Below are 13,025 nucleotides of genomic sequence, written 5' to 3' on the forward strand. Positions count from 1 at the left end.
ATTGCATTGTCACAATACAGGTTTTAACGTGATTGTATCAAACTTTATTACAAAGCCATCCTGCGTCCATGTAAGTTTTTAGAGACATAGAAAAAACCGCCAATTAACGATTAGCGGTTTCGATACTTAACATGTTTTTAAGTTTTCTAGAATCTTGTATGGCCATTTCTTACGATTCGTTAATCGGTTGTATGCATTTCTCCAACTCAGCTGCCAAATAATGAATACAATCATTTTCCCTAAACCGTTCATCTTTCGCAACATGCACCGTGAAATCCTCGGCTGTTTCTTCTTCCATCGTTAATTCCCATCCATTTATATTCAAGAAAGTTTCCAATACCGTAAGACCGGTACGCTTGTTTCCGTTATGAAAGATATGTCCCGCCACGATAGAACGAACATAGCAACACGCTTTTTCAAGCACGGTGGGAAACTGCTCGGTCCCAAAATAATCCGTCTTGGGTCGATCCAACATTAGTTCAAATTTCTCGCGACTTTTAATTCCTGCCTAGTCACTATCTTCATGTAACTCCATTAATGTATAATGGGTAATTTCAATTTCCTCTCCTGTTAAATAGGTTACATCAATGATACATCCCCCATTTTTTCATTATTCCATTTATCGATGTTTTAAATTGCGAAGAGCATGATCATACTTGTTGATGGCTTTATTCATGGCAGCCAAAACCTCTGGGCGCACATTTTTGGGTAGATGGTTTCGTTCTACTTTCTTCATAATAACTTCGCCCCTTTGTTCATCACAGGTTACTTCTATTTCATCCCCTTTATCCATCCCTAACACATTCGCAAACTCTTTCGGTATACTGGCTGACAGACTGTTCCCTACTTTTCCTAAGCGCCGGCTATACCGTTTGTCTTGCCCTTCCCCTTTTTTTCTCACCCATCATCTTCACGCTCATTTCATCATAATCTCCCGTCATTATTATACGGTAACGGTTCTTTTTATACTTGTTTATATATATATAATTAATATTGTTTAAACAATTATAACACCGTTCCCTAAAAAAAAAAGCATGCCCAGCACAAAATAGGTGACAGTGCTGGGCGTTTTGTTTTATTTCATGTTTGCTTAGGCTTCCAAAGATAGCGATTGGTTGCGTTGTCGATTCCATTCGGGACTTGAACCCTAAAGCGTGCGCGCATGCCGGGCACACCACAAACAGGCTGAACATTACCCATGTTCAGCCCCACTTATGCCAAGGGTAGAGTCATTACCTTAACGATATTGGCTGTGGACTGTATCAAGTTCCGCCGCGATAGGATGAAAAATGCTATTATTCAAAATTAGGGGGAATCCGCTCCCAGAGATTACCGTGCACGCCTGGTTCGTAGCCAGACGGCAGTTTCGTTTTATCCCCAATTGGCGCGCACGTCGGCGGGGATGCCGGCGAGGGCTGCTTTGTCGGCGATGATCGTGAAGTCGGGGTGTTTTTTCAAAATCGAGGCCGGTGCTTCTTCGTTGATAGCGCCGGCGATCAAGCGTGTCATGGCATCTTTTTTCCGGTCGCCGTTTGCGAGGAGAACGACTTTACGCGCTTCCATAATCGACGTGATCCCCATCGTGATCGCACGGTGCGGCACATCTTCCAAACGGTCAAAGAAACGGGCATTGACTTCCCGGGTGTTCGCTGTCAGATCCACTACGTGCGTGCGCGTCGTAAACGGCGTCCCTGGTTCGTTAAAACCGATGTGGCCGTTTTCGCCAATTCCTAAAAGCTGCAAGTCAATGCCGCCACACTCCTGGATGAGGCGCTCATACCGTTCCGCCTCCTCGTACAAGTCCGGCGCGTCTCCTTTCGGCAGATGCGTCTGCGCTTCGGAAAGACCGAGCGGTTGATACAAATGCTCTTTCATAAAAGCATGGTAGCTCATCGGGTGATCCGGGGAAAGTCCTTCATATTCATCTAAGTTAATCGTCGTTAACCGGGATGTATCCAATTTTCGCGTGTTGATTTTTTTGATAAGCTTTTTGTACGTGTCTTCCGGTGTACTTCCTGTGGCAAGGCCAAGTACCGCATCTGGTTTTTTTTCCACGAGCTCCGCCAGCATCTCTGATGAAAGCTCGCCTAACGTCTCTTTTCCGTCCACTTCAATCACTTTCAATTCTCTCACCTCTCCAATCACTTTATTCCTGAAAAGAAAAAGAATGAACCATGTTTTTTCTACGATGGTTCATCTCCTGCATGAATCCGCCTGTTGGTATGTAGTGGTTTTTTTCACTTGCTTAAAAACCACTTTCCTTGTACCAGTTGATGATCGCGTCGGTTACGTCCTGCGGGGAAAGTCCGTCGGTGAGCAGCTGATAGGTACAATCGGCGTACACCCTGCTTCTTTTTTCAAAAAGCTCCCGTACTGCTTCTGTGCTCTTGTTCTGGAGAAGCGGACGGCCTTCCTTTAATTCTTCCGAACGCGCGAGCCAAGCCGGCCACGACAGTTCGAGAGCAACCACAGAGCAATCGGCTAAACAAGCGTCACGGATCGCCGGCTGCATATACGCCCCGCCCCCAAGCGAAATGACTTTTCCGGTCGTGTTTCGGCAGTAGTCAATGGTAATGTCCCTCTCCAGCTGCCGAAACGCCTGCTCTCCCTCTTCCGCAAAAATCTCCGGGATCGTTTTGCCGCTTTCTCTCTCAATCACGTCATCCATATCGAGAAAGTCACGTCCCAGCCGCGCCGCGAGCATACGGCCAACCGTCGTCTTGCCCGTACCCATAAATCCAATTAACACAATATTTTTCTCAACCATCCGTGTGCGTACTCCTTTTTGTTTCTTTTATCGTATGAGCTAGCGGCGGCGAGGTCAAGAGGAAGTTATATGATTATGAAAAATAATTGCGGGACTGTGGTTTTCGTATTGGCGGCGTAGGGGAAGGGGCGGACGTTGTCTATGGGGTCGTTATTTCTTTGATAACAGTTTTTCACGGCTTCATACGGAAGCTGTGACGTCGCTATTTTCACGACAGCGCTGTTTCATGCCTTCATAGGCCTCCTATGAAGTTGTTATTTTGACATCAACACGGTTTCGGGACTCCATACAGTCCCTATGACGCTGCTATTTTGGTACCAACACGGTTTCATGACTTCATCCACCCTCTATGATGTTGTTATTTTCACCACAACGTAATTTCATGACCTCATCCACCCTCTATGGCGTCGCTATTTTGGTTCCCATGTTGTTTCACGACTTCATACAGCCCCTATGACGTCGCTATTTTCATCCCAGCGCGATTTCATGACTTCATACATCCTTTATGACGCTGCTATTTTGGCACCAACACGGTTTCGTGACTTCATCTGGCACCAACACGGTTTCGTGACTTCATCCACCCTCTATGATGTTGTTATTTTAACCACAACGCTATTTCATGGCTTCATACACCCTCCATGGCGTCGCTATTTTCATCCCAGCGCGATTTCATGACTTCATACATCCTTTATGACGCTGCTATTTTGGTACCAACACGGTTTCATGACTTCATCCACCCTCTATGATGTTGTTATTTTCACCACAGCGTAATTTCATGACCTCATCCACCCTCTATGGCGTCGCTATTTCGGTACCAACACGGTTTCGCGGCTTCATACACCTCCTATGACGTCGCTATTTTTACGTATGCGTTTTTTCATGACTTCCTTCGTCCTCACTGGCAGTGTGGATTACGTTTTCGTTGTTATGCGAATGGGTACACTACAAAAAACAGGGGAACTACTGTTGAAGCTAGCTTTCGAGGAGGTAATTGGATGAATATACAGGTTCCGAAAACAACGGAGCGGGTGGAGCAACATACTAAAGACGAAATCAATGAACGGATGGAGAAAGAGATCGAACAGAATATTGAATATTATCGCGATAAGAGTCCGGACATCATCAAAAACAGGATCGATGAATTAGAAAGCGAATGGGATACAGAAAGAGTATTAGAAGCAAACGCATCTACTTTGGTACTCGCCGCGAGCGTCCTAAGTTTGAGTGTTAATAAAAAATGGAGCCTGCTGTCAGGAATAGTGGGCGGATTTTTACTGCAACACGCGATTCAGGGATGGTGCCCCCCGTTATCCATCATTCGCCGGGCAGGGGTTCGAACAGCAGCAGAAATTAACAAAGAAAAAACAGCTTTAGATGATGTCTTAAAAAATAACTAACCCTTTATGTTTTTGCCTCTACTGGCTTGTAAGCATTTCCTGCCCGGCGCTGGGTAGATCGGTACCATTGCAGACAAAGGATACAGATCATACCTGCATCAATGGCATCTCCGCCGTAATACATCAGCATGCCACCCGCTTTTGCCTCGTCGAAGGGCACGCCGGGAGGAGGATGTGCATACACGAATTTTGAAAGGATGCCATGACCGGCTAGGGCGAAAACCAAGACGACCGCACGATAGAGAAAAGATACCCTATGAGGCATTGGATCCACGTAAAGCATGGAGACGGTGAACAGATAGCCGGCTAGAAAAACATGAAAATGAATGACAAGATGGAGAAGTAGATTTTCATGCATAAGCGAATAAAGCTCTGTCGTGTATAATACCCACAGCCCTCCTATATTTAAGAGGGAGGCAACGATGGGATGTGTCGCGATTCGCGAAGGGGTGCTCCTGAGAAGACGTGTAAGGCGACGTGCTACCGGAACAGGTAGCGTTCGCAACACGAGCGTCATCGGGGCAGCCACCACCATAAGCAACGGAGCAAGCATGCCTAAAAACAAATGGCCCAGCATGTGCGCCGTAAAATGTTGATGCGCAAGATGGGCCAAGGGACCGGCAACAGACACGACAGCAAAGAGAACTCCCAGAATCCAGCAAACCGTACGGTAGATCGGCCATCTTTTAGGATGATTCGAAAAACTAACAAAAAGGATATACACAATAAGCGCGATTACAAACGGCACGGCTAACAGCAGTTGCGGCACGATTCCAATTGTATGAGGGATATCATGATTCATAGGAAGCCGTTACTCCCTGTTGTTTCTTTCTCGTACGCCTTACTAGAAGAAGGCCAACGAGAATCATCCCCACAGCAAGAAGGTTCCATATTATGTCATACGTAATAAGGTTCTCTACGTACCGAATTTGGTGTACGCGCAAAAGTTTGTGATGAATGATTCCATCAAATAATTGAAACCCTCCTGTACCAAGCAACACGCCTCCCCACCATCTCGTGAGCCACAACGCTTTTCGGCTTCGAAGACCAGCAAGGAGAAACAACCCCCCAATGGTCGCAAACCAGCTAAACGCATGAAAAAAACCATCTGACACTAGCCCCATCGCAGTGGTCGACTTATCATAAAAATGATGCCAGCGTAATAGTTGATGAAAAAGGACTTCATCTAAAAAGGCAGCTAGACCAATCCCAAAAAGAAACCCAGCCCACACATTTCTCCTCGCGTCATTCGATCGATTTGCGCTAGTCGCGCTGTTATTGTCGCGATTCGTGGTCATGTGCAACCCCTCCCTCCAAAAGTAGATGATCACTAACTATGAGGCTTTCTCTTCTTTTCGTGCAGAGATCGATTAAGACCCTTTCAGACAAAAATATCAATGAAGTAGAATCCTCATTTCCTAAAAACAATACTTCCCTTCTTCCGATTCATTTAACCTTTTCCCCTTACATTTTTAACGAACTGACAAAGCTTCACGTTCGTGGTGACTCCTGGCTTCCTTCAGCCTTTAAGACGTTGTTATTTTGATGTCTACGCTTTTTCATGTCTTCATCCAGTCACTATGGCGTCGTTATTTTGACGCCAGGGTTATTTCATGACCTTATACACCTCCTATGACGTCGTTATCTTAATGCCTGCGCTAGTTCATGACTTCATCCACCCTCTATGACGTCGCTGTTTCAGCACCAATGCGGTTTCGCAACTTCATACAACCCCTATGACGTAATTATTTTCATCCCAGCGCAATTTTATGACTTCATCCACCCTCTATGACGTCGCTATTTTCATCCCAGCGCTTTTTCACAACTTCATCCAACCCTATGACGTCGCTATTTTCATCCCAGCGCAATTTCATGACTTCATCCACCCTCTATGACGTCGCTATTTTCATCCCAGCGCTTTTTCACGACTTCATCCATCCTCTATGACGTCACTATTTTCATCCCAGCGCTTTTTCACGACTTCATCCAACCCCTATGACGTAATTATTTTCCTCTCAGCGCAATTTCATGACTTCATCCACCCTCTATGACGTCACTATTTTCATCCCAGCGCTTTTTCACGACTTCATCCAACCCCTATGACGTAATTATTTTCATCCCAGCGCTTTTTCATGACTTCATCCACCCTCTATGACGTCGCTATTTCAGTACCAGCGCGGTTTCGCGACTTCATACAACCCCTATGACGTAATTATTTTCATCCCAGCTCAATTTCATGGCTTCATCCACCCTCTATGACGTAATTATTTTCATCCCAGCGCGATTTATGGCTTCATCCACCCTCTATGACGTCGCTATTTTCATCCCAGCGCAATTTCATGACTTCATCCACCCTCTATGACGTCGCTATTTTCGCACCAACACAGTTTCACGACTTTATACAACCCCTATAGCGTCATTATTTTGACGCCAGGGCTATTTCATGAACTCATACACCTCCTATGACGTCGTTATTTTGACGACTGCATTGTTTCGCGACTTCATACAAACAAAGGCTTTCCTTTTGCATGTAAAAACGCTCAGATGCATGGATGCGCACCTGAGCGTTTTGCTTTTTTTCTTTTATCCGCGTTCTTTCTCATGGGCGTCGGAGTCGTTGACGCTGACGACGGCCGGGATAAACAGTGGCAGGATGACGAGGCCGAATAGCATGAGTCCGGTGATGACGACGGTGGCAACTTGAATGAGTGTGAGCACGCCGGATGGGAGCATCGCCGCGAAGGTGCCGGATAAAATAATGGCGGCGGTGATGATGACGGTTCCCATTTTCACCATGGACTTCATGAGGCCTTCGCGAACACCGAGGGCGCGTTCTTCCCGGTAACGATCAAATAGGAAGATCGAATAGTCGACGCCGAGTGCGGTCAGCATGACGAATGAGAAGAACGGCACGGGCCACATTAAGCCGGGATAATCGAACCCGTTGACAAATATCATTTCTGCGACGCCGAGTGACGTGAAATACGTCAACAAGAGTCCGCCCATGATGAAGATGGGCTGGAACAACGAGCGCAGCAGGATGATAAGGATGATAAACAGGCCGGTCATGATAATAATGATGCTGTTCGTGAAATCTCCGGAAGAGACCTCTTTTAAATCAGAGTTGATGCTTGGGACTCCGCTGTACGCGATGGTGGCGTCTTCGAGCGGGGTGCCGAGTGTTTCTTGGGCCACTAATTCTTTGATGTGATTAGCCGCATCAATTGCTTCGAGGGAATAGGGATCGGCTTTTAACGCGACGTCGATCGTCATTCCTTTCCCGTCTGCAAAGGTGTACTGGTCCACTGCCTGCTGAAAATCGTCGTTTTCGAGAAATTCGTCCGGCACGTAGATCCCGGTACCCCGTGTATACGCGGCTTCGGAGATTTTCTTCGTGAACTCTTCTGCGTCTTTCAGGCCGTCTTCAATATCGGCGACCCCTTGATTGGCGTCCTTCACTCCTTGGTTCAATTGATCGAGGCCGGATGCGAGTTCGCCAACTTGCGACTGTTGGGCTGCGAGTTTCTCGGTGCCTTGGTTGAGACCGGCTTGGATCTCAGACAGCCCTTGTTGGACGCCGGCTAGCTGTTGGGCAGCTGTCGCAACGTCGCCTGTTTGTTGCAAGCGCTGGGAAATGCCGCCAATCTGTTCGTTCACTTGGCCAAGTCCTGCAGCCGCTTCTTGTAAGGATCCGCCTCCGCTGCTTCCGGACGGGATCTGATTATTCATGGACTGCAATCCGCTTTGGATATCATCGAGCCCTTTTTGGACGTCGCGCAGTCCGGAGCGCGCGTCGCCAATTCCGTTTGAAATTTCTTCCATTTGGTTATCGATATAAAGTTCATCGATGACCGAGCCGACCGGCCGGGTCACGCTGCGAACTTCGTCAACCTCGGCTGATTTCGCAATCGTTCGTGATAAACTTTCCACTGCAGCCAAATATTCGTCGGTGACCATGTCGGAGTCAGCGTCAATGACAATCTCAAGCGGCAAGGCGTCTCCCATGCCGAACGCTTCTTCAATCACATGAAGGCCGTCGAGTGATTCCGAGCCGGCACTATTTTCATCCGTATTATTATAGGAAACCGCGTTATCATACGACCAGATAAACGGAACGGTCACGACAGCGACAACAATAATCGAAAGAAGCGGCCGGTAGATTGAGAAGCGTCCCAATACTTTCCACAATCTGTTATCACTGTGCGAACCTGCTTTTTTCGAAGGCCAGAAAAGCTTTTCTTTTAACACCGCCATGAAAAACGGCATGAGCGTGTACAAGACGATTAACAGGACGAGGATGCCGACTGCGACCCCGACGGCTGATTGGTAAATGGCAAAATCAGCAAAACCGATCGCCGAAAAACCGACGAGCACCGCAAGACCGCTGTAAAGAAGCGTTTTTCCTGCTGTTTTGTACGTGTTCACGATCGCCTCGTGAATGTCGTGCCCAGCACCCAGTTCTTCTTTGTAACGGCTTAAGAGTAAAATACAGTAGTCCGTTCCGATTCCGAATAACACCGCCACGAGGAAAACCTGCGTGTACGTGGATATTGGAAAACCGAGGCCGTCCGCTAAAAAGGCGATGATGGACTGGCTCATCAAATAAGTGAGCCCTACTGTGAGAAGCGGGACGAACGGTGTGACGACGGCGCGGAAAACGATTAATAAAAGGACGAAAATCAGTACAACCGTAATGCCTTCCGTCGTCTTCAACCCTTCCTGCGCCTGCTGGTCGATGTCATTGGTGATGACCGCGTTCCCGGTCACATACCGGTCCATGTCGGCGGGTTTTTCAATCTTTCTGATCTGTTCACTTGCTGTGACCGCGTCGTCTTCGGTACCTTCCACGGAAACAGGCACAAGAACGACTTTTTCATTTTCAGACACGAGCAAATCGGTCAGTTCTTCGCGCTCGAACGGATTTTGGACGTCGGATACGTTATCCACGGACTTGACGTCTGCGATGTACTCTTTTATCGCTTTTTCCGAGGTATCCTCAAGCGGCTTCTCGAGCTCAAGCACCAGGCTGAGCGTCTCACCGCCGGCCCCCGCTTTTTCTAGTATCTCGCTTGCCTCTTGGGACGTCACGTCATCCGGCAGCTGGAAACTCTCTTCATCCGCTGCCAGGTCAGATAAGTTCGGGGACAACAGAAACAAAGCAGCTGTTACCACCACAAGAGCCGCCGCAATCCACCAACGAAGTCGTAAAATCGTACGCATACCTCACCCTTCTTTTCTACTGTTTTTTCTATACAAATGCCTAACAAAATAACGAAAAACAAACGATGGCATAAAGACCACTTAATATTGTTCGTAGTTAAGTATGAACACCTGTTGATTGAAACGGAAGGCGGCGACTCCAGCGTGCGTCGGCTAAAATAGTGGAACTTCTGCTAAAACCGTGCACGTCCTGTGCACAACGCAGAAGCCAGCACGTCGTGTGCAAGTACGTCCTGCGCCTGCGGTTACTCGGCGCAAAAATAGCAAAGATGTTACTCATTGTAGTGTTCTTGTGACCAACGTCGACACTAGAACGTCCTGTTCGTCGAAGCAACAGTCCGAAGATCCCGCAGACCTGCTTGAAAGGACACAACCTAACTACGCGACGTCCTGTCGCAACGGTTGCATGACCTACATCCTGTAGGCCTGAAGCTGAGGCGTTGCCCGCGGCATAGAAGACACAGTGAGAGAGCAAGCGTAAGCGCAGTCTCGAATTGATGTCGCCCTTGTGCCTGTAGGTGAAAGCGTCCGCCTGCAGTGAAAATCAACAATCTTATCTCCCATGTTTTATATACCTGTATTTCACCTATGAGATTGACCCCTATGATTGGTTTTTTAAGAGGTCTTTTACTTTTTGGAAGATGAAAATGAACTGATCGATTTCTTCTTCTTTGATGCCGGCTAAGACGGTGCGTAAGTATTCGTTGACTTGTTCTTCTGTTTCTTTGTACACCACGGCGCCGAGTTCCGTGAGTTCCACATATTTGACGCGCTTGTCTTTCTTATCTTGCACCACTTGGACGTATTCTTTCTCAAGCAATTTTTTTAGGCGGCTTGAGGTGGCACTTTTGTGTGTGCCCTGCATCTCGGTGAGTTCCTTGGACGTTAGCGGTCCGTAGCGGTGTAGCACATTCAGCATTTTGATCTGCTCCATCGACAATTCTCGGTACAGCTCATTTTCGACTTTTCGATAGACGTTGTTTTGCCCGTAAATCATTACGTCGGTGAAAAGCTGAAGGGCCTCCTGTAGTTTCGTATCCATAAAGTTTACCCCCTAAACATATTTTTTAGTTTATCCCCTTAACTAATTTCCCGTCAACTGGGAAAACATTCTGGCTGAGGACAAAAAAAGACAACCCACCATGGCTGGTGAATTGTCTTTCGTTTCGTATTAGGAATTACAGGGAGCGAACTGCTTCTTCGACCGGCTGTGTTCCTTTTACAACCTGGAATTCTTTTCCAATTGTGGACTCTTGCTCTAAAACGGCTACGATGACGCGCGCAATGTCTTCTCTTGGCACTTCGGCAATGTCGAGATCCATGTCTTGGGATACCGTTACTTGTCCGGTTCCTTCGTCGTTTCGCAAGGAGCCGGGATGGACGATCGTATAGTCCAAGTCCGTGTCGCGCAGCCATTCGTCGGCGTAATGCTTGGCTACTACGTAAGGGGAGAACGAGGAGGAAGCGGCCTGGATCGCGGCCCGTCTGGTGTCGAAGGAGCTAACCATGACGAAACGCTTCACGCCGGCTTGTTTAGCGGCTTCAATTGTTTTCACAGCCCCGTCTAAGTCAATTAAAATCGTTTTGTCTTTCCCGGTGTGCGGTCCGGAACCTGCGGTGAACACGACGGCATCGACGCCCTCCGCTGCTTTCGCAATCGCATCGACGTCGTCTTCGAGATCCACCACTGTCGTCTCCGCGCTTGCGTTTTCAAAAAAAGACGCCTGCTCCGGGTTCCGGATCATCGCCCTTGCCTCCATCCCATCCGTATCCTGGATAAACGTAACGAGATGTTTCCCAATTTGGCCATTCGCCCCGACAACAAGAACTTTCATAACCTACACCCTTTCTACAAAAGAATCCGTTTTTTTGTTATACATGATAAGCATCCCCTTTATTGTAACCCGTTCCAACAGCGGATTGTCCAGTAACACGCCTTCCCCCTATTCCCTGCCAGCGGTAGATGATAACATTGTAGGATAGGGACAAAGGAACGGAGGAGAAGGTATCGTGGCTAAAAGATATTCTTGGATTAGTTACCTGGCGTTTGGTCTAGCTGTACTATCTCTCATCCTCTGGCAAATTCGAGATGTGGGGTCTTTCACTTTTTTGAATCAGGCCGGGATGTTTTTCTTCCCGCCGCTTGCCCTCCTATTTGCTTTAATTGGTTTGGGGAAAGCCGAGGAGAAAAACACACTGTCCGTGTTAGCCATCCTTATCACCAGCATTATGTTTTTCTTATTAGGCTATTTTTATCACATGATGCTGTAAGTTTCAGCTGCTGCCTTTTCCTTTCTTGATGTCCTCGACAATGACACTGAGCTGTTCAGAGATTCGTAGTAATAAGCCTACCATTACCCCGATTAAAATACCCGGCGGTCCATATATGGCAAAACCAACAATACCTCCGACGATTATCCAAAGGAATAACGCCATATTCATATCACACCCCTCGTTAAGAATAGGAGAAGGCATACCTAATGAGATTTTCTCAAAGGCAATGCCTTTCCTTCTTGATCAATATGTTTCTTTACATTTTCATTTTGCAGTCTTTCATACTGGACGACATAGGATGCAATCTTTCTAATAGAACAATGATCTGTTTATTGGAAAAATGCGGCAACTTTAATGTTGGAGAAATGTACCATTTCCTGATGCTGCTCCTTTAAGAGGAAGCCCCCTTAAGGTTATTTGAAATTACCTTAAGGGCGCTTCCAACAAAAATGGAGTTTTTATATTTCGGCAGTCTTATGATGACCATGGTTCGCATCAATGATTAAGGGAGTTTCTAATGCATCAGATAATGCCAAAAGTGTTTTATAATTGGGTTGTGTAAGACCAGCTTCCAACCGGCCAATTGTAGATTTTGCCACGTTTATTGCTGTTGCTAATTCCTGCTGGGTCATGTTTTTTTTACGACGATGACTCATAATTTGGGCAGCCAAGAACCCCCGTTGTTCGAGCTCTTTTACTCGATAATTTCCAACTATCTCAGCTAATTGTTTGTTGAAGTCATCGTTTGATGTGAAAGACACGAGAATCACTCTCCTTTTGTAATCGGATAAAGGGAAGGGTCATCTATACAGTAATCAAAATACCGTATTTCAGCAGGTTGGATATCTTGCCTTTTAATAGCTCCATTATATTGTTTGTCAAAATGATGGAGTAAGATAACCTTATAATAATTGTGGAAGACATATAAAAGACGATGATTCCCTGTAGCTTGACCTGGAAGCCCCCAACGAAAAAGGCTTATTAGCTCCGTGTTGCGCTCTAGATGCTTTATGATCGGCGGGTTTTCTTCCTCTGGCGTCCGATTGTTAAAGTCTTCAGGTAATGGGTAAAGACGGATACGTTCTTTTTGAATGATGTAGCGTTCTGCAAGGGCAATCCAAGGCCCACGTCCTTTTGTTCGCTTTTCTTGTTTAACATTCTCCAATAATGTGTTTTCGTGAAAAACAAGTTGGTAGGTCATTATTTTCCAGCCTTTATTTTATAATTTTATGACAGTGATAGCATAAATGCAACCATGATTAAAGTTCTAATAACGAGAACATGGTAACCTGGCAGTATTTTCTAGTTATTTTTGGTCTTTCGTTCCTTATTTACGGTTACCACAAATGGCAACAAAAAATATTTAA

At 46.5% G+C, this 13,025-nt stretch carries 14 protein-coding genes; 2 read left to right on the forward strand and 12 right to left on the reverse strand.

The window, feature by feature from the left end; translation table 11 throughout:
• Positions 1-169: 169 nt before the first annotated feature.
• The 4 genes from LOR49_RS11620 to LOR49_RS11635 form a co-directional block, all read right to left on the reverse strand.
• Entirely contained in the window at positions 170-502 is a 333-nt protein-coding gene (locus tag LOR49_RS11620) for a type II toxin-antitoxin system death-on-curing family toxin (protein ID WP_338021145.1), read from the reverse strand.
• 117 nt (positions 503-619) lie between these two features.
• The gene (locus LOR49_RS11625; protein ID WP_240376878.1) at positions 620-901 is read right to left on the reverse strand and encodes an AbrB/MazE/SpoVT family DNA-binding domain-containing protein; all 282 of its coding nucleotides are present in this window, start codon (positions 899-901) and stop codon (positions 620-622) included.
• Between the two features lie 470 nt (positions 902-1,371).
• Positions 1,372-2,118, reverse strand: a complete 747-nt coding sequence (gene nagB / locus LOR49_RS11630) for a glucosamine-6-phosphate deaminase (protein ID WP_338021146.1) — start codon at positions 2,116-2,118, stop codon at positions 1,372-1,374.
• Between the two features lie 127 nt (positions 2,119-2,245).
• Positions 2,246-2,767: a shikimate kinase gene (locus LOR49_RS11635; RefSeq protein WP_240376880.1), complete on the reverse strand. Its 522-nt coding sequence runs from the start codon at positions 2,765-2,767 to the stop codon at positions 2,246-2,248.
• A 995-nt stretch (positions 2,768-3,762) separates the two neighbouring features.
• Between LOR49_RS11635 and LOR49_RS11640 the strand changes: the two genes are divergently transcribed.
• Positions 3,763-4,164, forward strand: coding sequence for a YgaP family membrane protein (locus tag LOR49_RS11640; protein WP_240376881.1), 402 nt, complete (start codon positions 3,763-3,765; stop codon positions 4,162-4,164).
• 4 nt (positions 4,165-4,168) lie between these two features.
• Here the strand turns inward: LOR49_RS11640 and LOR49_RS11645 are convergent, their stop codons facing one another.
• The 5 genes from LOR49_RS11645 to LOR49_RS11665 all read right to left on the reverse strand — a co-directional run bounded on the left by LOR49_RS11645 (position 4,169) and on the right by LOR49_RS11665 (position 11,219).
• Positions 4,169-4,966 (reverse strand): cytochrome c oxidase assembly protein, encoded by a 798-nt coding sequence (locus LOR49_RS11645; protein WP_240376882.1) that lies wholly within the window; start codon positions 4,964-4,966, stop codon positions 4,169-4,171.
• Entirely contained in the window at positions 4,956-5,462 is a 507-nt protein-coding gene (locus tag LOR49_RS11650; RefSeq protein WP_240376883.1) for a DUF2243 domain-containing protein, read from the reverse strand. The genes LOR49_RS11645 and LOR49_RS11650 overlap by 11 nt, the downstream gene beginning before the upstream one ends.
• 1,285 nt (positions 5,463-6,747) lie before the next feature.
• Positions 6,748-9,384 (reverse strand): MMPL family transporter, encoded by a 2,637-nt coding sequence (locus tag LOR49_RS11655; protein WP_240376884.1) that lies wholly within the window; start codon positions 9,382-9,384, stop codon positions 6,748-6,750.
• 601 nt (positions 9,385-9,985) lie between these two features.
• Positions 9,986-10,426: a MarR family winged helix-turn-helix transcriptional regulator gene (locus tag LOR49_RS11660; protein ID WP_240376885.1), complete on the reverse strand. Its 441-nt coding sequence runs from the start codon at positions 10,424-10,426 to the stop codon at positions 9,986-9,988.
• Positions 10,427-10,562: 136 nt separating this feature from the next.
• Positions 10,563-11,219 carry an SDR family oxidoreductase gene (locus LOR49_RS11665; protein WP_240376886.1) on the reverse strand — a complete coding sequence of 219 codons (657 nt, stop codon included), beginning with the start codon at positions 11,217-11,219 and terminating at the stop codon, positions 10,563-10,565.
• A gap of 175 nt (positions 11,220-11,394) precedes the next feature.
• On the opposite strand from LOR49_RS11665, the gene LOR49_RS11670 reads away from it, so the two are divergent.
• Positions 11,395-11,655 (forward strand): hypothetical protein, encoded by a 261-nt coding sequence (locus LOR49_RS11670; RefSeq protein WP_240376887.1) that lies wholly within the window; start codon positions 11,395-11,397, stop codon positions 11,653-11,655.
• Between the two features lie 3 nt (positions 11,656-11,658).
• On the opposite strand, the gene LOR49_RS11675 is transcribed toward LOR49_RS11670, so the two are convergent.
• From LOR49_RS11675 to LOR49_RS11685, 3 genes are all read right to left on the reverse strand, one after another.
• A complete protein-coding gene (locus tag LOR49_RS11675; RefSeq protein WP_240376888.1) occupies positions 11,659-11,826 on the reverse strand; it encodes a hypothetical protein in 168 nt (55 codons plus the stop codon).
• Positions 11,827-12,116: 290 nt separating this feature from the next.
• Positions 12,117-12,419 carry a helix-turn-helix domain-containing protein gene (locus tag LOR49_RS11680; protein ID WP_240376889.1) on the reverse strand — a complete coding sequence of 101 codons (303 nt, stop codon included), beginning with the start codon at positions 12,417-12,419 and terminating at the stop codon, positions 12,117-12,119.
• A 5-nt stretch (positions 12,420-12,424) separates the two neighbouring features.
• Positions 12,425-12,859 (reverse strand): type II toxin-antitoxin system RelE/ParE family toxin, encoded by a 435-nt coding sequence (locus LOR49_RS11685; protein WP_240376890.1) that lies wholly within the window; start codon positions 12,857-12,859, stop codon positions 12,425-12,427.
• Between the last annotated feature and the right edge of the window lie 166 nt (positions 12,860-13,025).

The sequence above is a fragment of the Bacillus piscicola genome (assembly GCF_022458745.1).
GTDB lineage: Bacteria > Bacillota > Bacilli > Bacillales > Marinococcaceae > Alteribacillus_A > Alteribacillus_A piscicola.

Excerpts from the sequence above, each read along its gene's own strand:
- LOR49_RS11655 (WP_240376884.1), bottom strand. The coding sequence starts at position 9,384 with ATGCGTACGATTTTACGACTTCGTTGGTGGATTGCGGCGGCTCTTGTG.
- LOR49_RS11635 (WP_240376880.1), bottom strand. The coding sequence starts at position 2,767 with ATGGTTGAGAAAAATATTGTGTTAATTGGATTTATGGGTACGGGCAAG.
- LOR49_RS11660 (WP_240376885.1), bottom strand. The coding sequence starts at position 10,426 with ATGGATACGAAACTACAGGAGGCCCTTCAGCTTTTCACCGACGTAATG.
- LOR49_RS11685 (WP_240376890.1), bottom strand. The coding sequence starts at position 12,859 with ATGACCTACCAACTTGTTTTTCACGAAAACACATTATTGGAGAATGTT.
- LOR49_RS11675 (WP_240376888.1), bottom strand. The coding sequence starts at position 11,826 with ATGAATATGGCGTTATTCCTTTGGATAATCGTCGGAGGTATTGTTGGT.
- LOR49_RS11645 (WP_240376882.1), bottom strand. The coding sequence starts at position 4,966 with ATGAATCATGATATCCCTCATACAATTGGAATCGTGCCGCAACTGCTG.
- LOR49_RS11650 (WP_240376883.1), bottom strand. The coding sequence starts at position 5,462 with ATGACCACGAATCGCGACAATAACAGCGCGACTAGCGCAAATCGATCG.
- LOR49_RS11665 (WP_240376886.1), bottom strand. The coding sequence starts at position 11,219 with ATGAAAGTTCTTGTTGTCGGGGCGAATGGCCAAATTGGGAAACATCTC.
- LOR49_RS11640 (WP_240376881.1), top strand. The coding sequence starts at position 3,763 with ATGAATATACAGGTTCCGAAAACAACGGAGCGGGTGGAGCAACATACT.